The sequence below is a fragment of the Candidatus Methylomirabilota bacterium genome, from assembly GCA_035764725.1.
GTDB lineage: Bacteria > Methylomirabilota > Methylomirabilia > Rokubacteriales > CSP1-6 > DASRWT01.
The window spans coordinates 45491-66590 of record DASTYT010000019.1; the positions used below are offsets into that span (position 1 = coordinate 45491).

Here is a 21100-nt window from a genome sequence, read left to right on the forward strand (position 1 = left end):
GCCGCGCTCGGGCCGCCGGTCCGGCTGCCTAGTACCCTTCGCCCTCCGCGGCGGCAACCGCCTTGCCGCGATGCAGCCAGATCACGACACCCAGATAGATCAACGCGAGCGGCGCTCCGACGAGGAACCAGCGCAGCGCGATCCTGAGCCCCGCCTCGTCGCCGCCGCCCGTGTAGGCGGTGAGGGACAGCGCGTCGCCTCCGGTCGCGCGCAGCATCACCGGGAAGTACGAGGCGGCGCTGGCCCCGATGATGCCGAGCAGGAACGCGCACGAGCCGAGGAAGGCTCCGAAGTCGCCGCCCCGCGCGAGGCGGACGAAGACGGCCACGATGCCGGCAATCGCGAAGAGCGCGGCGGCGATGGCGAGCCAGCGGCGGCCCATGCCCGGAAACAGCGAGGAATTCACCACGTGACTCGCCGCGGTCACCACGGGCCAGAGCACCGCCACCGCGATCCAGAGTCGCCGCGCCGCCCGGCGGCTGCGGTCGTGCACCGGCCCGTCGGTCTTCCAGGCGAGGAACGTCGCGCCATGGGCCCCGAGGGCCAGCAGAGCGAACACCCCGGTCAGGACCGTGTACCAGTCGAGGATCCCCACGGGGTCGCGCGCGCTCCAGTCGGTGAAGAGCGGCAGCGCGAACCACCCGTCGCGATCCAGGGAGACACCGCGCATGAGATTGCCGAACGCGGCGCCGAAGAACACCGCGAGCAGGGTGCTGGCCGCCGCGAAGACGAAGTCCCAGGCGGCGCGCCACAGGGGCTCGACCACGTGACTCCGGAATTCGATGGCGATGCCGCGCCCGAGCAGGCACCAGAGCAGGAGGAAGATCGCGAAGTAGAAGCCCGAGATGCCGGAGGCGAGCACCCGTGGGAACGCCACGAACAGCGCGCCGCCCGCCGCGAGCAGCCACACCTCATTGCCGTCCCAGTACGGGCCGATGGCCGCCAGCACTTGACGCCGCTCGGGGTCGCTCCGCGCCACGAAGGGCGAGACGATGCCCGCCCCCAGGTCGAAGCCGTCGAGCGCCACGTAGATCGCAAACATCAGCGCAGCGATGACGTACCAGGTCTCAAGCATGCACGGGCTCCACGTGGCCGCGCCCGGCCGGTGACAGCGGCGCCGGGCCATGGGCGATCTCGCGCCCGATCAGGAACAGGAACAGGATGCCGAGGGCGAGATAGAGGCCGCAGAAGCCGATCAGGGTGAAGAGCACGGTCCCCGCATGGACGGTGGGGCTCGCGCCCTGCGCGGTGCGGAAGACGCCGAAGATGAGCCAGGGCTGACGGCCGAGCTCGGCGGTCATCCACCCGACGGTGTTGGCGATGTAGGGGAGCGGGAAGGCGAGCATGAGGATCCACAGCATGGGGCGGCTCCGCTCGAGGCGCCCCGCCCACCAGAGCAGGACGGCGACGAAGGCGATCGCGGTGAGAATGGTGCCCAGGCCCGCCATGATGTGGAACGAGTAGTAGAGCAGCTCGATGTTGTCGGGCCAGTCGTCACGCGGGAAGGCGTCCAGGCCCTGGACCGGGGCCTGGAAGGTGCCGAAGGCGAGGAACGAGAGCACCCAGGGAATCACGACGGGATTGTCCAGCCGGCGCGCGGACACGTTCGGCTGGCCGATGACGTTGAGCCCCGCGTGCGCGCCACTCTCGAAACGCCCCTCCATGGCGGCGAGCGCCACTGGCTGATGGCGCGCCACCAGCTTGGCCTGCCGGTCGCCGGTCACCGTCACGAGCACGCTGGCCACGAGCGCGGCCGTCACGCCGAGGCGAAGGAAGAGACCGGCGGTGGGCAGATGGCGTCGGGTCAGCGTGTAGTAGGCGCCGACGGCGGCCATCACGAACGCGCCGGTCACGACGGCGGCGACCATGTTGTGGGCGTACTGCACGATCGCCCACGGGCTCAGCACGAACGCCCAGAAGTCCACGAGGCGCAGCGTCCCGTCGGCGGCCACCGCGTGGCCCACCGGGTACTGCATGAAGGCATTGGTCGCGATGATGAAGTAGCCCGAGAGCCAGCTCCCGAGAAAGAGCGCGACCGCGGCGAGGAAGTGGCCGATCTTCGAGAGCCGCCGCTCGCCCCAGACCAGGAGGAAGAGGAAGCTCGACTCGAGAAAGAACGCGAAGAGCCCCTCCATCGCTAGAGTCTGGCCGATCACGCTGCCCGCGTGGCGGCTGAACTTCGCCCAGTTCGTGCCGAACTGGAACTCCATGGGGATGCCGGTGACGACGCCGACCGCGAAGTTGATCCCGAAGATGCGGATCCAGAAGCGCGCCGCGTCGTTCCAGCGCTCGCCGCCTTGGCGGAGGCCCAGCGCCTTCATGATCACGATGAGAAGGGCCAGCCCCATGGTGAGCTGCGGGAAGAGATAGTGGTAGACGATGGTGAACGCGAACTGCAGGCGATGAAAGACGAGCGCGTCATCCATCCCGTCACCCTCCCCCGGGGGGATCGTATCAGACCTTGGTCCACTCCCCTCGACATGCCAGGTGGCAGGTAATAGCATCGGGATACCCAACCTCTCGACGCGAGGTGAGCCATGACCGCTGAGCTGGATCGCTTGGAGCAAGCCCGAACCCGAAACGTGCCGTGGCGCAAGTGGGGGCCGTATCTCTCCGAGCGGCAGTGGGGCACGGTGCGCGAGGACTACAGCGACTCCGGAGACGCGTGGAACTACTTCAGCCACGACCAGGCGCGGTCGCGCGCGTATCGGTGGGGCGAGGACGGCCTCGCCGGCATCTCCGACGATCAGCAGACCCTGTGCTTCGCCCTGGCCCTCTGGAACGGCAGGGACCCGATCCTCAAGGAGCGGCTGTTCGGGCTGACCAACAGCGAGGGGAATCACGGCGAGGACGTCAAGGAGTACTACTTCTACCTTGACTCCACCCCGACCCACTCGTACATGAAGTATCTCTACAAGTACCCGCAGGCCGCGTATCCCTACTCGGATCTCGTCGAGACGAACCGGACACGCGGCCGGCTCGCCATGGAGTACGAGCTGCTCGACACCGGCGTGTTCAATCAGGACCGGTACTTCGACATCTTCGTCGAGTACGCCAAGGCCTCGCCCGACGACATCCTCGTCCAGATCACCGTGGAAAACCGCGGGCCGGAGGCGGCGGCGCTGCACGTCCTGCCGACGCTGTGGTTCCGCAACACATGGTCCTGGGGCCGAGACGCGACACGGCCCCTGCTCCGGCAGGACGCCCCTGGGGCGATCGGCGCCACCCACGCCACCCTCGGCGCTCGGCGCCTCTCCTGCGACGGCGCGCCGCCGCTGCTCTTCACCGAAAACGAGACGAACACGGAGCGGCTCTTCAACGCGCCCAACCGCACGCCGTTCGTCAAGGACGGCATCGACACCTGCATCGTTCACGGCCGGCTGGAGGCGGTGAATCCCCAGCAGGAGGGCACCAAAGCGGCCGCCCACTACCAGATCACGGTGGGGGGCGGACAGTCGCGGACACTGCGTCTTCGCCTGCACGATGCCTCCGTGGCTACTCCCTTCGCGGACTTCGATGCCGTGATGCGCGCGCGCCGCGAGGAGGCGGACGCCTTCTACGCCACCGTCATCCCGAAGACGCTGGATGCCGACGCCGCCAACGTGATGCGTCAGGCCCTGGCCGGCATGCTCTGGTCGAAGCAGTTCTACTACTACGACGTCGACCGCTGGCTCGAGGAGCGCGGGGCCGACCCCTTCAAGCCACACCGGCGTGCCGCCCCACGAAACGAGCACTGGCATCACGTGTACAACGCCGACATCATCTCGATGCCGGACAAGTGGGAATACCCCTGGTATGCGGCGTGGGACCTGGCCTTCCACGTGCTCGCCCTCACCTTGGTGGACGAGGACTTCGGCAAGCATCAGCTCGACCTGATGCTGCAGGAGCCCTACCTCCATCCCAGCGGGCAGATCCCTGCCTACGAGTGGAACTTCGGCGATGTCAACCCTCCCGTGCATGCCTGGTCCACCATCTTCACGTACACCCTCGAGCGCGTGCGGCGTGGCCAGGGGGATCTCGAGTGGCTCGAGCGCGCCTTCCAAAAGCTGGCGCTGAACTTCACCTGGTGGGTGAATCGCAAGGACCGCGCCGGCAACAATGCCTTCGAGGGCGGGTTCCTGGGCCTGGACAATATTGGGGTATTCGACCGCAGCGCGCCGCTCCCCACCGGAGGCTATCTCGAGCAGGCCGACGGCACCGCGTGGATGGCGCTCTTCTGCCAGAACATGGTCGAGATCGCGGCCGAGCTGACGATGCACCGGCCCGTCTATGCGGACATGGCCCTCAAGTTCGTCGAGCATTTCCTCTGGATCGGGGTCGCCCTGATGCGCGCCGGCGAAGGGGTGGGGATGTGGGACGAGGAGGACGGGTTCTTCTACGACGTGCTCCGGCTGCCCGACGGCCGGGCCGAGCGGCTGAAAGTGCGCTCCATGGTGGGGCTGCTCCCCATGTGCGCCGTCACCGTCTTCGACGGGCGGGTGCTTGAGCAATTTCCGGAGATGCGCGAGCGCCTCGGCCGATTCCTCGAAGGGCGCCAGGAGCTACGGGGCTTCATCCACGATCCGGTCAAGCTCGGACACAAGGGCCGGCGGCTCGCCGCGGTGCTGAACGAGGCCCGCCTCCGCCGGATTCTGGCCACGATGCTCGACGAGAAGGAGTTCTTGAGCCCCTACGGCATCCGGGCGGTGTCCCGGCACCACCAGGACCACCCGTACGTCTTCCACGTGAGCGGCCAGGAGTACCGCGTGTCGTATCTGCCCGCGGAGTCCGACAGCGGCATGTTCGGCGGCAACTCCAACTGGCGTGGGCCCATCTGGATGCCCGTGAACGCGCTGATCATCCGGGCCCTGCTCCAGTACTACATGTACTACGGCGACGAGTTCACCATCGAGTGCCCCACCGGCAGCGGCCGGCGAATGACGCTCTATCAGGTCGCCGAGGAGATCGCGCGCCGGCTCAGCAGCATCTTCCTGCGGGACAAGGACGGGCGGCGACCGGTGTACGGAGGTGCGAAGAAGTTCCAGGAGGACCCCCACTGGCGGGACTATCTGCAGTTCTACGAGTACTTCCACGGGGACAACGGGGCCGGCCTGGGCGCGAGCCACCAGACCGGCTGGACCGGCGTCGTCGCGAGAGGCATGCATCTCTTCGCCACGAGCTCGGCCGAAGAATTCCTCGAGTTCGGCAAGGCCGCGGGGGCCATGGAGCTGGATCCGCTGAAGGCTGCCGCCCTCGCCGAAGCGGCGCGCAACCGAGGACGCTGACGTGGGCGAGCCGCTCTACCCTTCGCTCTATCAGGTCAACACGCGCGTCTGGCTCACCGAGCGGGCGCGCGTGCTGGGGCGTGCGGCCACGCTCGACGACATCCCGGACGCCGAGCTGGACCGCGTGGCTGCGATGGGATTCGACTGGGTGTGGCTGCTCAGCGTGTGGCAAACGGGAGAGGCGGGCCGCCGAATCTCGCGCGCCAATCCCGAGTGGCGCCGGGAGTTCGAGGAGACGCTCCCCGATCTTCGGGAGGAGGACATCGGGGGGTCGGGATTTGCGATCACGGGCTACACGGTGGCCGCGGCGCTGGGGGGCGACGCGGCGCTGGCGCGGGTACGCAAGCGCCTGCGCGAGCGAGGCCTCCGGCTGATGCTCGACTTCGTCCCCAATCACACGGGTCTCGACCACCCCTGGGTGGACGACCACCCCGAATACTACGTGCCCGGCTCCGAGACCGAACGCGCGCGGGCGCCGCAGAACTATGTCTGGGTCAAGGGAAAGTACGGCGAGCGCGTGCTGGCCCACGGCCGCGATCCGTATTTTTCCGGGTGGCCGGACACGTTACAGCTTGACTACAGCAGTCCCGCTACCCAGGCGGCGATGGCCGGCGAGCTGTCGAGGATCTGCCAGCAGTGCGACGGCGTGCGCTGCGACATGGCCATGCTCGTCCTGCCCGACGTCTTCGAGCGGACCTGGGGCCGTCGGGCGCTGTCCTTCTGGCCCGAGGTGACGAGGCGGGTGCGCGACCGGGCGCCCGGCTTCCGCTTCATGGCCGAGGTCTACTGGGACCTCGAGTGGACGATGCTCCAGCAGGGCTTCGACTACGCCTACGACAAGCGGCTCTACGACCGCCTCCGCGAGGGCCACGCGCGCCCCGTGCGCGAGCATCTCCATGCCGGGCTCGACTACCAGGCGAAGCTGGCTCGCTTCCTGGAGAATCACGACGAGCCCCGCGCCGCCGCGACGTTCCCGCCCGCGATGCACGAGGCCGCCGCCGTCGTCACGTTCCTGTCCCCGGGGCTGCGGTTCCTCCATCAGGGGCAGATCGAGGGCCGGGCGAAGCGGATCTCCCCGCACCTGGTTCGGGGCCCGCGCGAGCTCCTGGACGACGCCCGGCAGAAATTCTACCTGCGGCTGCTGACGGTGCTCGCACAGCCTACCGTGCGTGACGGCGAGTGGCGCCTGCTCGAATGCGCACCGGCATGGGACGGAAACTGGACCTGGGACGGCTTCATCGTCTGGTCCTGGGAGGGGCCGGGCGGCCAGCGGCGCCTCGTCGCCGTCAACTACTCGGGCAATCAGGCCCAGTGCTATGTCCTCCTGCCGTACCCAGACCTGGCCGGCCGCTCCGTCCGGCTCCAGGATCTGCTGAGCGCTGCCCGCTACGATCGCGATGGGCACGAGCTCGCCTCACGCGGTCTCTATCTCGACCTGCCCGCCTGGGGCTATCACGCCTTCGAGGTCACGTCACGATGACGACCGCGGATGCCTCGGCCCGCCCGGACCCCTACGACTTCTCCGTGGTCCTGGGCGGGCCGCTCTATCAGCTCGTCCGCCGGGCGCACCTTTCCGGCGACGCGCTCGAGTTGGTCCGCCGCCGCATCATCGTCACCGCGATGCTCGTGTGGCTCCCGCCGTTCGTCCTGGCGGCGCTGGCCGGGCGCGCGTGGGGTAGCGCGGTCCGCGTGCCGTTCCTCATGGACGTCGAGGTCCACACGCGACTGCTGCTCGCCCTGCCCCTCCTCATCGTCGCCGAGCTCGTGGTGCATCAGCGCATGCGCCCGCTGGTTTGGCAATTCCTCGAGCGCGACCTGATCGCCGCCGAATCCCGGGCGAAGTTCGACGCCGCGGTCGCCTCCGCCCTGCGCATCCGGAACTCCGTGCTGACGGAGCTGGTGCTCATCGCGTTCATCTATGTCGGCGTCGTCTTCCTCTGGCCTCACTACGGCATCCTTCACTCGGCGACCTGGTATTCGCTCCCGACCGACGGCGGTTACCGCCTCACTCCGGCCGGGTGGTGGCTCGCGTACGTGAGCATCCCTGTGTTCCAGTTCATGCTGCTCCGCTGGTATTTCCGGATCTTCATCTGGATCCGCTTTCTCGGGCAGGTTGCGCGGTGCCGGCTGCGGCTCGTGCCCACGCACCCCGACCGCTCGGGCGGCCTGGGCTTCTTGGCCAACACGGCCGTCGCCTTCGCCCCGCTCCTCGCCGCTCACGGGGCGCTGCTCGCCGGCTTCATCGCCAACCGCATCTTCTTCCAGGGCGCGACATTGCCCGACTTCAAGCTCGAGCTGGTGGCGGTCGTCGGCTTTCTCCTCCTCATCGTGGTGGGGCCCCTTCTCCTCTTCACGCCCCAGCTGGCGACGGCCCGGCGTATCGGCCTGCGCGAGTACGGCACGCTGGCCCGGCGCTACGTGCAGGAGTTCGACGACAAGTGGCTCCGTGGGCGGGCGCCGGCGGGCGAGCCCCTGATCGGCAGCGCGGACATCCAGTCCCTGGCGGATCTCGCCAATAGCTTCGAGGTCGTGCGCGGCATGAGCCCGGTGCCGTTCACCAGGAACACGGTGGTCCAGCTCGCGGTGATTACCCTCCTTCCCGTGGCCCCGCTGCTCCTCACGATGATCTCGCTGGAGGAGCTGCTCGGGCGTCTGCTGCAAGTGGTCCTCTAGCCCGGCCGAACGACGCGACCGCGGCGCGCGCCGCCGCCCGGGAATCCTCCGTGGGACCTTTGTCCTATAGCGGCACCCGAGGGCCGCGACTACGATTCGTCAGTCGCGAGGGCGGGATCGGGACTCGGGCGCCCCACTAGGGCTGTCGCGCCTCGACACGCTGGAACGAAAAGTCCGAAGGATCAATGATTTGGCGCTGGCATGGTTCATGAGTGAAGCCCGGGAGGCCAAAATTGAGACAACGAGCCGTCTTGACGTTCGGACTCTCGTTCCTCGTCACCACCACCGTCTGGTCTTCCGCGTGCGCCGAGGATGCGCCGCCGCCCCCTCTGTTCCCTCCGGACGAACCTCCGATCGAACGGCTCTTCGATCCGCTGCAGAAGAAGCTCCAGGCAAGCCCGCTCCCCACGTTCCTGAAAGACAGCGACCTCAAGGTGCATTTCCGCACCTACTACTTCAACCGCAACAAGACCGACGACTCGAAGAACGAGGCGCTCGCGACCGGAGGCTGGATCTCGTTTCAGTCGGGCTGGCTGGCCGACACCTTCGCGATGGGAGCCACCCTTTACGGCTCGGCCAAGCTCTACGGGCCGGAGGATCGGGACGGCACGCTTCTGCTCAAGCCGAGCCAGGAGAGCTACTACGTGCCCGGCGAGGCCTGGGGCGCGCTGAAATACCAGGACTACGTGATCCTCAAGGGCTATCGCCAGCAGGTGGACCAGGGCTATATCAATCCCGCGGACAACCGCATGACGCCCAACACCTTCCAGGGCGTCACGGTGGGCGGCAAGGTCGGCTGGGTCCAGTACCTCGGCGGCTATCTCTTCAAGATCAAGCCGAGGAACGCGGATGAATTCATTAGCATGTCCGAGCAGGCCGGCGCGAGGGACAGCGACGAAGGGGTCGCGTTCGGAGGCGTGCGCCTTACCCCCCTGCCGGGGCTCCGCTTCGACCTCCACAACGACTACGGCGTCAACACGTTCAACACCATCTACACGGAGGCGGTCTACGAGATCCCGCTCGACGCCATGAAGGTTCGGCTCGGGGCGCAGTTCACCGACCAGCGGGCCGTCGGCGACGCCCTGCTCGCGCCCACGACCGACGGTCGCCACTGGAGCACGCAGCACGGCGGCGGGCGTGCACAGTTCATCATCGGCGACCTTACCCTGACCGGGGCGTTCTCCTTCACGGCCAAGGGCAACAACATCCAGACCCCCTGGGGCTCCTTCCCGGGCTATCTCTCGATGATCGATCAGGACTTCAACCGGGCTGGCGAGAAGGCGTTCCTCATCGGCGCCGCCTACGACTTCTCGAACATCATCACCAAGGGCTTGAGCGCGAACATGAACCTCGTCTGGGGTAAGGACGCCATCAATCCCACCACGGGGAGAGACGCCCCGGATCAGGGCGAGTATGACCTCACCGTGGACTATCGCCCGCCCTTCAAGTGGCCGGCGTTTCTCCAGGGCGTGTGGTTCCGGGCGCGCGGAGCGATCAACACGCAGCAAGACGCGAGGGCGACGGGCTATCAGTTCCGACTGATCATCAACTGGGAGCGAGATCTGATCTGAATCACCCGCGTATCGGGTGTGGAGGGCAGTGGCATGGCCAAGACGGAGACTGAAGGCAAGGTTCAGGACTTCCAGGAGTTCTTCTCCGCGGCGGAAGCACGGCTCGACCGTTGGCGCGAGCTGAGCGCGGTCGGGCGCGCGTGGGAGGCGTCGGTCTCGCGCGGTCAGCCCGCCGACTCCGCGCACGGTGATGCCTCGCGCGTGCTCGCCGAACTCTCCGCGCTCGAGGACTACTGGGCGTATCCGGGCCCGCGCCTCATGGCGACGATGGCGGAAGCGCTCAAAGAGCGGAACGCCGCGGTGTTCGCCCGGCTGGCGGGCAAGATCTCGACCGCCCTCGTCACCGGCACCTACCGCCACGACACCAAGGCCTGGGATCCACTGGAGGAGGCCGACGCGCGGGTCGCCGACGTGCTGCCGCCCGATACCCAGCCCGGCGAGACGCACAAGCCCTACTTCGAGGTCCTGATCGTCACTCCGAATGATCCCAGCCGCTGGGAGCGCTCGCGCGCCGATCTGCGCCGGCTGCGGCGGCCCGAGGACTCCTTCGTCTACGAGGTGGTCCAGGTGGGCAGCTTCGAGGACGCCGCTATCGGCGCGATCTTCAACACCAACGTGCAGGCCGTCGTGATCTTCGACGGCTTCCAGTTCGCCTCCCGCCACGACATGCCGGCCATGCGAGACTTCCTCACCCGCAACCTCCGCGTCGATCCCTCGAGCATCGAGCCCGGCGCCCTCGCGACCGCCCTCGCCCAGCGGATCAAGGGCTACCGCCCCGAGCTGGACATCTACCTCCTCACCGACCGGGCCGTCGAGCATCTCGCGGGCAGCCCGGAGGTCGCGCCCATCCGGCGCATGTTCCACCAGGTCGAAGAGCTGATGGAGATCCATCTCTCCATCCTCGATGGGGTCAGCGACCGCTACGAGACGCCGTACTTCTCGAACCTGAAGAAATACGCCCAGCGGCCCATCGGAACGTTCCACGCCCTGCCCATCGCGCGCGGGAAGTCCGTGTTCCGCTCGAACTGGATCCGCGACATGGGCCAGTTCTACGGGACGAATCTGTTCCTGGCCGAATCCTCCGCGACCACCGGCGGCCTCGACAGCCTGCTCGAACCCACCGGCAACATCAAGAAGGCGCAGGATCTCGCGGCGCGGGCCTTCGGGGCCAAGCGGGCCTATCTCGCGACCAACGGCACGTCGACCTCAAACAAGATCGTGGTCCAGGCCGTCTGCCGACCCGGTGACATCGTCATCGTCGACCGCAATTGCCACAAATCGCACCACTACGGCTTCGTGCTCGCGGGCGCCCAGCCGTACTACGTGGAGGCCTATCCACTCACCCAGTACTCGATGTACGGCGCGGTGCCGCTCAAGACCATCAAGGCCGCCCTTCTCGCCTGCAAGGCCGAGGGCACGCTCTCGCGGGTCCGGGCAGTGGATCTCACCAACTGCACGTTCGACGGCCACATGTACAACCCCGTGCGCGTGATGGAGGAGTGCCTTGCCATCAAGCCGGATCTCGTCTTCCTCTGGGACGAGGCCTGGTTCGGCTTCGCGCGCTTCAACCCGCTTCACCGCCGGCGCACCGCCATGGGCGCCGCGGCCATTCTCACCGCGCGGTACCGCGATCCCGCCTACCGCGAGCGCTACAAGGCGTTCGCCGCGAAGCATGGCAAGCTCGATCCCAACGATCGGTCGCTGCTCGACACGCACCTGCTCCCCGATCCGGACAAGGTGCGCATTCGCGTCTACCAGACGAACTCCACCCACAAGTCGATGTCGGCGCTCCGGCAGGGCTCGATGATCCTGGTGTGGGACGAGGACTTCCACCACGTGGAGGGTCCGTTCCAGGAGGCGTTCCTCACGCACACCTCCACCTCGCCGAACCTCCAGATCATCGCCTCCCTCGACGTGGCGCGGCGCCAGATGGAGCTGGAAGGGTACGAGCTCACCATGAAGATGACCGAGCTCGCCCTGCGTCTCCGCCGGGAGATCAACACGCATCCCCTCATCTCGAAGTACTTCCACGTGGCGACGCCGGAGGAGATGGTGCCGGCGGAGTTCCGCGCGTCCGGCATCCGGGACTACGGCCCGCCCACTTCCTCCTGGCGGCAGGCCATAGAGGCCTGGGACGGCGATGAGTTCGCCCTGGACCCCACGCGCCTCACGATCATCTGCGGCTCGGGCGGCTTCGACGGGACCCAGTTCAAGGGGCTGCTCGCCGAGCGGTTCGACATCCAGATCAACAAGACCTCGCGCAACAGCATCCTGGTCCAGACCAACATCAACAATACCCGGAGCGACGCCGCCCTCATCATCAAGGTGCTGGCAGATCTCTCGCGCGAGATTGAGCAGCGCCTCGCCCAGGGCGGCCCGCCGGAGCAGGCCGCCTTCGCGGCCCGCGTGAAGTCGCTCATGACCGACGTGCCTGACCTGCCGAACTTCAGCCGCTTCCAGGACACCTTCCGCGACAACCCCAAGGGGGCGAGCAACGAGGGCCACGTGCGCCCCGCGTTCTTCATGGCCTACGACGAGGCCAACTGCGAGTTCGTGAAGCTCGCCAGCCCGGACATCGACAAGCGGCTGAAGAGCGGGCCCGAGATGGTGTCCGCGAACTTCGTGATTCCCTACCCGCCGGGCTTCCCCATCATGGTGCCCGGCCAGGTGATCACCGAGGAAACCATCACGTTCATGCGCAAGCTCGACGTAAAGGAGATCCACGGGTACAACGCCTCGCAGGGTCTCAAGCTCCTCAAGCCGGACGCCCTCGCCGCGCGCAAGAAGAACGGAGGCAACCATGCTTGAGTGGCTCGCCGCGACATTCCGTCAGTATCCGGAGATCGCGATCTTCCTCGCCCTCGGCCTCGGGTACTACTTCGGCAAGTTCACGTTCAAAGGCATCGGGCTCGGCTCGGTGACCGCCACCCTGCTCGCCGGCGTGATCATCGGCCAGCTCGGGATCACCATCAACCAGCCTCTCAAGGCCTTCGCGTTCCTCATGTTCCTGTTCGCGGTGGGCTACGGCGTGGGGCCGCAGTTCGTGCGCGGCGTCGCCAAGGACGGGCTGCCGCAGGCGTTCTTCTCCGTGGTCCAGTGCCTCTTCAGTCTCCTCGTTCCCGTGGCGATCGCCAAGATGGCGGGCTATGACCTCGGTTACGCGGCGGGGCTCTACTCCGGATCGCAGACGATCTCGGCGGCCATGGGGCTGTCGACCGATGCTATCAATCGGCTCGGCCTGCCCCCCGAGCAGGCCAAGGCGCTGCTCGACTCGATGCCCATCGCCTACGCCGTGACCTACATGTTCGGGACGGTGGGCTCGGCGATCGTGATCGCCCTCGTCTGCCCGGCGCTCGTTCGCATGGATCTCGTCGCGGCGTGCAAGGAGTACGAGAAGATGCAGGGCGGCACCGCCGCCATGGGCGGCGCTGGCTCGGCATGGCACAAGTGGGAGCTGCGCGCCTTCCGGGTTCGGCCGGGCGGGAAGGCGGTCGGACTCAGGGCGGTCGAGGCGGAGGCGATGGTCCCGGACGCCCGGGTCTTCGTCGAGCGCATCCGCCGGGCGAACGGCACCATCGAGGACGCCGCGGCCGACACGGTGATCCGCGAGGGCGACATCGTGGCGATCGCCGGCGCCCGCGAGGTGCTCGTGAAGGTGATCGGGGAGGCCGCGCAGGAAGTCGACGACCCCGAGCTGCTCAACGTGCCCGTGGAGGGCGTTGACGTCTACGTGACCAGCAAGGAGGTCGACGGCAAGAGCCTCGCCGAGCTGGCCAAGCTTCCCATGGCGCGCAGCGTGTTCCTCCAGAGGATCGCGCGGGGCGCCGTCGCAACCTCGATCCCGATCCTGCCCAACACCAAGATCAATCGCGGCGACATCCTCACCCTCGTCGGCCGCACTCAGGACACTGCGGCCGCGGCCAAGGTCCTGGGCGTGCCCGATCGCCCCTCCGACGTGGCCGACGTCGCGTTCATCGGCGCCGCCATCACTGTCGGCGCGCTGATCGGCGCGCTGGTCCTGAAGGTCGCGGGGGTACCGCTGACGCTGTCCACCGCGGGCGGCGCGCTCATCGCGGGGCTCGTGTTCGGCTGGCTCCGCTCGACCCGGCCGTTCTTCGGGCGGATTCCGTCATCCACGGTCTGGTTCATGAACTCCGTCGGCCTCAACATCTTCATCGCCATCGTCGGTATCTCGGCCGGCCCCGGCTTCGTCAACGGCCTCAAGACCCAGGGCATCGGCCTGTTCCTCTGGGGAGCGGTGGCGACCACCGTGCCGCTGATCCTCGGGCTCTTCATCGGCAAGTACATCTTCCGGTTCCACGACGCGATCCTGCTGGGGATCCTCTCCGGCGCGCGGACGACGACGGCGTCCCTGGGCCTGGTTTGCGACCGGGCCCAGAGCCAGATCCCCGCGCTCGGCTACACCGTGACCTATGCCGTCGGCAACACGCTCCTCACGATCTGGGGCATGGTGCTGATCATCCTCTTATCGTGACATCGAAGGCCGCTAGGAGACAGCCATGAGCATCGACCTCACCCAGTTCGACAAGATGGGCCCGTTCGAGATCAAGGACGAGCTCATCAAGCTCGCCAAGAAGACGTCGAAGACCACGCAGTCGGCGTTCCTCAACGCCGGCCGCGGCAACCCGAACTGGATCGCGACCGAGCCGCGGGAGGGCTTCTTCCTCCTCGGTCAGTTCGCCCTCACCGAGAGCCGGCGCGTGATGGAACATCCCGCCGGCATCGCCGGCATGCCGGCCGCCAAGGGCATCGCCGGGCGCATGGAGGGGTGGCTCGCCAAGCATGCCGACGCCCCCGGCGCCGCCTTCCTCGGCAAGATGGTGGCGTTCGCGGTCAAAACGTTCAAGTTCGAGGCGGACGCCTTCGTCCACGAGCTCGTGGATTCCATCATCGGCGACAACTACCCCGTGCCCGACCGCATGCTCGTCCACAACGAGCGCATCGTGCACGAGTACCTCATGTGGGCGATGTGCGGGAATCCGCGGCCCGCCGGCAAGTTCGACCTCTACGCGGTCGAGGGCGGCACCGCGGCGATGTGCTATCTCTTCAAGTCGCTCAAGGCCAATCGCCTCCTCATGCCAGGCGACACCATCGCGCTGGGCACGCCCATCTTCACGCCGTACATCGAGATGACCCACCTCGAGGACTACGGGCTCAAGGTGGTCAACGTCGCGTCGCCGCAGGAGAACCGCTTCCAGCCGACCGACGCCGAGCTCAAGAAGCTCGAGGATCCGCACGTCAAGGCCTTCTTCCTCGTCAACCCCGGCAATCCCACCGGGGTGGCGCTCAGCAAGGAGTCGATCGGCAAGATCGCGAAACTCGTCAAGACGAAGCGCCCCGACCTCATGCTCCTGACCGATGACGTCTACGGGACCTTTGTCCCGGGCTTCCGCTCGCTCCTCGGCGAGCTGCCGCACAACACGCTGGGCGTCTACTCCTACTCGAAGTACTTCGGCTGCACGGGCTGGCGGCTGGGCGTCATCGCGCTCCACGAGGACAACATCTACGACAAGATGATCGCCAAGCACACCGGCGAGACCCTGAAGGCACTCGACAAGCGCTACGGCGCGCTCACCCTCGAGCCGCGGAAGATCAAGTTCATCGACCGCATCGTCGCGGATAGCCGTGACGTCGCCCTCAACCACACCGCCGGGCTCTCGCTGCCCCAGCAAGTGATGATGACCATGTTCTCCCTGGCCGAGCTGATGGATGTGGAGAAGCGCTATCAGAAGGCCTGCATGGAGATCGTGCACCGGCGGTTCCAGGCCATCCTCGAGGGGCTGGGCCTCCAGGCCAGCCCGGGCGACCTCTACGACGCGTACTACGGGCTGATCGACTTCGAGTTTTTCGCGCGGAAGAACCTCGGTGAGGACGCGGTGGCGTGGATGAAGAAGAATGTTCATCCCCTCGACCTGGCCTTCCGCCTCGCCGAGACCCAGGGCATCGTGCTCCTGAACGGCGGCGGCTTCGAGGCGCCGGATTGGTCGCTGCGCGTCTCCCTGGCCAACCTCGGCGACGACGTGTACGACGACATCGGCCGCGGCGTGCGGGCCATCGCGCGCGGCTATCGGGACGCCTTCGAAGCCTCGAAGCGCGCCCCGAAGAAATAGGGCCAATGGCCAAAGGGGAGCGGAAGCAGCGGATCAAGACCGCGCGCAAGCTCGCCAAGCCCTTCCGGGTGACCGACGACAACTTCCGCCTCAAGGACTACGACCCCGGCGAGACCCTCGGCTTCTCGTCGGAGGACAAGCCGAAGGCGAAGGAGGCGCTGGCCCTCGGGGTGGAGCTGCTCGCCGAGCTCCAGGACATGCTCTACGCCCAGGACCGCTACGCCCTGCTTCTCATCTTCCAGGCCATGGACGCGGCGGGCAAGGATGGCGCGATCAAGCACGTGATGTCCGGCGTCAACCCCCAGGGCTGCCAGGTCTACTCGTTCAAGGCGCCCTCGTCCGAGGACCTCGACCACGATTTCCTCTGGCGCTGCATGCGCTGCCTGCCCGAGCGTGGCCGCATCGGCATCTTCAACCGGAGCTACTACGAGGAGACGCTGGTCGTCCGCGTGCACAAGGAGCTGCTGGACAAGCAGCACCTGCCGCCCGCGCTGGTCACCAAGGACATCTGGGACGAGCGCTTCAAGGACATCCGCGCCTTCGAGCGCTACTTGACTCGCAACGGGGTGATCGTCCGAAAGTTCTTCCTCAACGTCTCCAAGAAGGAGCAGCGCAAGCGCTTCCTCAGCCGAATCGAGGAGCCCGAAAAGAACTGGAAATTCTCCGCGAGCGACATCGAGGAGCGCGGGCACTGGGACGACTACATGGAGGCCTACGACGACATGATCCGCAACACGGCGACCAAGCGCGCGCCGTGGTACGTCGTCCCTGCGGACAACAAGTGGTTCACCCGGGTCGTGGTGGCGGCGGCCGTGATCGAGGCGCTGGAGTCGCTCGACCTCGCGTACCCCAAGGTGAGCGACGCCAAACTCAAGAGTCTGGCCGCGGCCAAGCGGAGCCTCCTCGGCGAGTGAGGATGGGAGCTCGGCGGTCAGCGCTTCGCGCGAAAGGCGTCCGCGGCCGCGTCGAGGGAGGGGAACACGGCGTCGGCGCCGATGCGCTCGAGCACTCCCGCCCGATCCAGCATCTCGCGGACCCCGCGGCGCGCGTTGGCGAGGCCAAGCCGGATACCCCGGGCCGCCAGCTCGCCGGCGAGGGCCTCCAGCGTGTCCGCGCCGGTGAGATCGACAAGATTGATGGGGCCGCCGTCGAGGACGATCCATCGAGCGTCGCGATTCGTCTCGGCGAGCTCGATCATCCGCTTCTTGACGTAGCCTGCGTTGAAGAACAGGATCGCGGAGCTGACGCGGTAGACCACGAGGCCGGGCTCGACGTGAGCCTCCGGATAGTCTGCGATGTCGTGCCACCCCCCCATGCCCGGCACGCGCCCCAGCACCGCGTCGCGCGGACGCGACGCGCGCTTGACGAGGAGCAGGAGAGCACAGGCCACCGCGATCAGCACCCCGTCGAGCACGTCCAGCCAGATGACGCCAAACATCGTGAGCACGGCCAAGGCACCCTCGGATCGCCGTACCCGCCAGATGCGGACGACTTCCGCGCCATCGAAGAGGCCGAGCGCCGCCACGAACAGCACCGCGGCGAGGGCGGCGAGCGGCAGGTAGCGGAGCGGCTCGGTCAGGAAGAAGAGCACGGCGGCCATGGTGGCGGCCGCGACCAGTCCGACCATCTGCGACTTGCCGCCCATGGCGTCGTTCACCGCGGTGCGCGAGCCGGCCGCGCTCACCGCAAAGCCCTGCGACACGCCGGCGGCGATCTGGCAGGCGCCGAGCGCGATGAGCTCCTGGTCGGGGTCGAGGTCGTAGCGATGGCGCGCGGCGAAGCTCCGCGCCGTCACCATCGCGCTGCTGAAGCTCATCAGCGCAACCCCCGCCGCGCTCGCGAGCAGGGTCGGCAGGAGCTCAAGGTCGAAGCGCGGCCAGCGCAGGTGGGGCAGGCCCGCCGGGAGCGCGCCGACCACCGCAACCCCCCGACGCTCGAGGTCCAGAGCGTAGACGAGAACGATCGCCGCGACGACGGCGAGCAGTGGGGCGGGCAGGCGCGGCGACAGACGTCGGCTCACGAGGAGCACGGCGAGCGTCGCCGCGCCCACGCCGAGCGTGGGCCAGTGCGTCTCGGGCAGCTTCTGGACGAGCTCGATCAGGCGGGGCACCACTCCGTGCGCCTTCATGGAGAAGCCGAACACCTTCCCGATCTGGCCGAGGAAGATGGTGATCGCGACCCCATTGAGAAAGCCGACCAGGATCGGCTTGGCAAGGAAGTCCGCGACGAAGCCCAGGCGGAGCAGTCCGGCGCCGATGCAGATCGCCCCGGTGAGCACGGCCAGGGTCACCGAGAGCGCCACCAGGATCTCGCGGTCGCCGTCTGCCAGCGGCAGCACCGCGGCCCCGACCACCGCGCAGGTGGCGGCGTCGGGATTCATGATGAGCTGGCGGGAGGTCCCGAACAACGCATAGGCCAGCAGAGGCAGGATGGCCGAGTAGAGACCCACCACCGGCTCGAACCCGATGAGCTGCGCGTAGGCGATCGCGGTGGGGATGGCGACCGCCGCGACCGAGAGGCCCGCCACCACGTCGAGGAGGAGCCACTCGCGCCGATACCGGAGGAGCTGCCGGAGCCCGGGCATGAACCGGCTCACGCGTCCAGCCTGGACCCTGGTCACCCCCTTGGGAAGTACGACCAAGGTCCAATCGGTGGCGCGATTCGGCGGTATGATCGGCCGATGTCGCTCGACGCCGGCCAATCGGGGGCGCCCGCGTGCGCACGATAGAGTTCGATCTCATCTCGACCCTCCTCGTGTCGCTCGTGGTGCTGTTCATCGGTCGCTTCCTCGTGTCCCGGGTGGCCGTGCTCGCGCGGCTGAACATCCCGGCGCCCGTCGTCGGCGGCGGCCTGATGGCGCTGCTCCTGGCCCTCGTCGACGGGTTCTTCCACGTCCGGCTGGGCTTCGGGTTGGGCCTGCGCGACACCCTGCTGCTGATGTTCTTCACCACGGTGGGGCTCGCCGCCGACGCGCGAATGCTCGTGAAGGGCGGGCCGCGGCTCCTGATCTTCCTCGCGATCAGCGTGGTCCTCATCGTGGCGCAGAACGCCATCGGGGTCACCGCCGCCCGCCTCATGGACATGCATCCGGTGGTGGGCCTGCTCGGGGGATCGATCACCCTCGTGGGCGGCCACGGCACCGGGGCGGCCTACGCGGGACGGCTCGGGGAGACCATGAACCTCCAGGGGATCATGGAGCTCACGATGGCGTGCGCCACCGCGGGCCTCGTCATCGGGGCCGTTCTGGGCGGCCCGCTCGCGGAGCTCCTCCTCAAGCGCCACCGGCTGTCGGGGCCGGCGCCGGGCGCCGACGCGGACGCGGACGGGAAGGCGGACGAGGCCGAGGACGATCCCATTACCGCGTCGTCCCTCCTCAACACCCTGTTCGTCATCCTGCTCTGCCTGGCCGGCGGCAAGCTCCTGGCCGGGCTGGTCGCGAGCACGGGCTTCATCCTCCCCGACTTCGTGTTCTCGCTCCTGCTGGGCGTGGTCGTCCGGAACGCTTCGACCGCCACGGGGCTCTTCCGGATGAGCGGCACGACGGTGGATGCGCTGGGCACCGTCGCCCTGTCCATGTTCCTCGTCATGGCCCTCATGACGATGCGGCTACTCGACCTCGTGAATCTCGCCGGGCCACTCCTGGTGCTGCTCGCCGTCCAGACCGTGGCGATTGCCCTCTTCGCGGCGCTCGTGACGTTCCGGGTCATGGGACGCAGCTACGACGCGGCGATCATGGCCGCCGGGCAGATCGGGTTCGGGATGTCGTCCACCGCGTGCGCGCTCGCCATCATGAAGTCGGTGACCGACCGCCACGGGCCCTCACCGCTCGCGTTCCTGATCGTCCCCATGGTCGGCGCGTTCTTCATCGACATCACCAACGCCTTCATCATCCAGGGCTACCTCGCCCTGCCGATGTTCGGCTTCTAGGCCGTGGGACGCCTCGCCCTCTCCCTCCTGATGGCAGTGGTCATGGCGGTCGCGTGCTCGCGTGGCCCCGACGCCACCGCCCTCCGGAGCGAGGTCAAGACGAAGCTCGACCAGCGCTTCAAGCCGGGCCTCTTCGAGCTGGTGGGGCTGCGCCGACAGGGGAGCGCCCCGCTGCCGGACTCGGAGGGCGGGGCGAGCCGGCTCGCCGTCTACTACAACACCACCCTCAAGCTCAACCAGGGGTACGACTTCGGCAACTGGGAAGGGCTGAGCCCGGGGACGCTGGCGCAGGTGCTGGGCGCCACCGAGAAGGGCATCTTCGGCGTGAAGGCGGGGGAGACGCGGCCCGGCGACGAGATCCGCGTGTACGGCAGCTCCACCTATGAATGGACGGACAATCAGTGGCGGACCGTCGAGGCCTCGACGTCCGGGGTCACGCGGGAGAACGCGCCCGGGGACGCGGCCCCGCCGTCCCGCTCGAAGCAGCTGATCGACCGCCTCGCCGCCCTCGTCGACATTCCGCCCCCGGGCGTGCCCGCCGGTGACGATCAGGTGATCGCCGAGGAGCTGAACCATGCCCTCCAGGCCATCACGGCGCGGCGCGCGCGGCGCAAGCACGTCTACACCTTCGCCAGTGGCCCGCAAGGGGGCGAGTATTATCCGATCGTCGACGCCGTGGTCGACCACGTGACCCGGCTGAAGACACCAGTCAAGGTCCGCAATCTCGAGACGGAAGGGAGCCTGGAGAACGTCCGGCTCATTGCCAGCAAGGAAGCCGACTACGCCCTCGTGCAGTCCAACGTGGCCGCGATGGCCTACGCGGGGGAAGGCGCCTTCGCCCAGGGCGGCGCCGTGACGTCCGTCCGCGCTCTGGGCAGCCTCTTCCCCGAGCCCCTGCACATAATCGTCTCCGCGAAGTCGGAGATCCGGACGCTCTCGGATCTCCGCGGCAAGCGGGTGGCGCTCGGCCCATCCGGCTCGGGCACCCGCGCCGACGCCCTCACGGTGCTCGCCGCGCACGGCCTCGGCCTCAAGGACTTCGCCGAGGTGCGGGACGACGACCTCGACGACGCGCCCGCCCGGCTGCGCGGTGGGCGGCTGGATGCGATCTTCGCGACGGTAGGGGCACCGGCTCGGGAGGTGCAGCGGCTCGCCACGCGCCACCCCATCCGCCTGCTCCCCCTCGACGTTTCCGCGATCGCGGGCCTTGTCACCCAGCACACCGGGCTCGTCCGCCTCCTGATCCCCGCCAACACCTATCCGGGCCAGAAGGAAGACGTGACGACCATGGCGGCGACCGCGCTGCTCGTCACGCATGCCGACGTGCCCGAGTCTGAGGCCGCGGCGCTCCTGCGGCTGGTGTTCGAGAATCCCGGCTATCTCTCCGCGGGAAGCGCCCAGGGCGCGAAGATCGCCAAGCGTACCGGGCTACGCGGCATCACCATTCCCGTGCATCCGGCCGCGGGACTCTACTTCGGCGTGCCGGCGAAGGCAAGCTCGGGCGCCACCGATTCGAAACCGCACGGCTAACGCG

13 protein-coding genes are annotated in these 21100 nt (G+C 67.9%); 10 read left to right on the plus strand and 3 right to left on the minus strand.

The annotated features are described in order from the left end of the window. Positions 1-28: 28 nt before the first annotated feature. Together cydB and VFX14_02645 are read right to left on the minus strand one after the other, a co-directional pair. Positions 29-1075, minus strand: coding sequence for a cytochrome d ubiquinol oxidase subunit II (gene cydB, locus VFX14_02640; protein HEU5188566.1), 1047 nt, complete (start codon positions 1073-1075; stop codon positions 29-31). Further along, complete coding sequence (locus VFX14_02645; GenBank protein HEU5188567.1) at positions 1068-2426, minus strand: cytochrome ubiquinol oxidase subunit I; 1359 nt, start codon at positions 2424-2426, stop codon at positions 1068-1070. Before VFX14_02645 ends, cydB begins: the two co-directional genes overlap by 8 nt. A gap of 111 nt (positions 2427-2537) precedes the next feature. On the opposite strand from VFX14_02645, the gene VFX14_02650 reads away from it, so the two are divergent. The 8 genes from VFX14_02650 (at position 2538) to VFX14_02685 (ending at position 16553) form a co-directional block, all read left to right on the plus strand. After that, the gene (locus tag VFX14_02650; GenBank protein HEU5188568.1) at positions 2538-5264 is read left to right on the plus strand and encodes a glucosidase; all 2727 of its coding nucleotides are present in this window, start codon (positions 2538-2540) and stop codon (positions 5262-5264) included. Between the two features lies 1 nt (position 5265). Further along, positions 5266-6744 (plus strand): alpha-amylase family glycosyl hydrolase, encoded by a 1479-nt coding sequence (locus tag VFX14_02655; GenBank protein ID HEU5188569.1) that lies wholly within the window; start codon positions 5266-5268, stop codon positions 6742-6744. Continuing rightward, positions 6741-7937: a hypothetical protein gene (locus VFX14_02660; GenBank protein HEU5188570.1), complete on the plus strand. Its 1197-nt coding sequence runs from the start codon at positions 6741-6743 to the stop codon at positions 7935-7937. Before VFX14_02655 ends, VFX14_02660 begins: the two co-directional genes overlap by 4 nt. A gap of 251 nt (positions 7938-8188) precedes the next feature. Beyond that, on the plus strand, positions 8189-9508 hold the full coding sequence (locus VFX14_02665; GenBank protein HEU5188571.1) for an OprD family outer membrane porin: 1320 nt from the start codon (positions 8189-8191) through the stop codon (positions 9506-9508). Positions 9509-9541: 33 nt separating this feature from the next. Further along, on the plus strand, positions 9542-12316 hold the full coding sequence (locus VFX14_02670; GenBank protein ID HEU5188572.1) for a decarboxylase: 2775 nt from the start codon (positions 9542-9544) through the stop codon (positions 12314-12316). Further along, positions 12309-14003 (plus strand): aspartate-alanine antiporter, encoded by a 1695-nt coding sequence (gene aspT, locus VFX14_02675; protein ID HEU5188573.1) that lies wholly within the window; start codon positions 12309-12311, stop codon positions 14001-14003. Before VFX14_02670 ends, aspT begins: the two co-directional genes overlap by 8 nt. A 25-nt stretch (positions 14004-14028) precedes the next feature. Beyond that, a complete protein-coding gene (locus VFX14_02680) occupies positions 14029-15639 on the plus strand; it encodes a bifunctional aspartate transaminase/aspartate 4-decarboxylase (GenBank protein ID HEU5188574.1) in 1611 nt (536 codons plus the stop codon). A gap of 5 nt (positions 15640-15644) precedes the next feature. After that, positions 15645-16553, plus strand: a complete 909-nt coding sequence (locus VFX14_02685) for a polyphosphate kinase 2 family protein (GenBank protein HEU5188575.1) — start codon at positions 15645-15647, stop codon at positions 16551-16553. Between the two features lie 17 nt (positions 16554-16570). On the opposite strand, the gene sulP is transcribed toward VFX14_02685, so the two are convergent. After that, complete coding sequence (gene sulP / locus VFX14_02690; GenBank protein HEU5188576.1) at positions 16571-18235, minus strand: sulfate permease; 1665 nt, start codon at positions 18233-18235, stop codon at positions 16571-16573. 119 nt (positions 18236-18354) lie between these two features. Between sulP and gltS the strand changes: the two genes are divergently transcribed. Together gltS and VFX14_02700 are read left to right on the plus strand one after the other, a co-directional pair. Then, positions 18355-19566, plus strand: coding sequence for a sodium/glutamate symporter (gene gltS / locus VFX14_02695; protein HEU5188577.1), 1212 nt, complete (start codon positions 18355-18357; stop codon positions 19564-19566). Positions 19567-19569: 3 nt separating this feature from the next. Further along, complete coding sequence (locus VFX14_02700) at positions 19570-21096, plus strand: TAXI family TRAP transporter solute-binding subunit (GenBank protein HEU5188578.1); 1527 nt, start codon at positions 19570-19572, stop codon at positions 21094-21096. Positions 21097-21100: the final 4 nt, after the last annotated feature.

What these genes read in the sequence shown, in the direction of transcription:
- cydB (HEU5188566.1), bottom strand. Translation starts at nt 1,075, where the DNA reads ATGCTTGAGACCTGGTACGTCATCGCTGCGCTGATGTTTGCGATCTAC.
- VFX14_02645 (HEU5188567.1), bottom strand. Translation starts at nt 2,426, where the DNA reads ATGGATGACGCGCTCGTCTTTCATCGCCTGCAGTTCGCGTTCACCATC.
- VFX14_02650 (HEU5188568.1), top strand. Translation starts at nt 2,538, where the DNA reads ATGACCGCTGAGCTGGATCGCTTGGAGCAAGCCCGAACCCGAAACGTG.
- VFX14_02660 (HEU5188570.1), top strand. Translation starts at nt 6,741, where the DNA reads ATGACGACCGCGGATGCCTCGGCCCGCCCGGACCCCTACGACTTCTCC.
- VFX14_02670 (HEU5188572.1), top strand. Translation starts at nt 9,542, where the DNA reads ATGGCCAAGACGGAGACTGAAGGCAAGGTTCAGGACTTCCAGGAGTTC.
- aspT (HEU5188573.1), top strand. Translation starts at nt 12,309, where the DNA reads ATGCTTGAGTGGCTCGCCGCGACATTCCGTCAGTATCCGGAGATCGCG.
- VFX14_02680 (HEU5188574.1), top strand. Translation starts at nt 14,029, where the DNA reads ATGAGCATCGACCTCACCCAGTTCGACAAGATGGGCCCGTTCGAGATC.
- VFX14_02685 (HEU5188575.1), top strand. Translation starts at nt 15,645, where the DNA reads ATGGCCAAAGGGGAGCGGAAGCAGCGGATCAAGACCGCGCGCAAGCTC.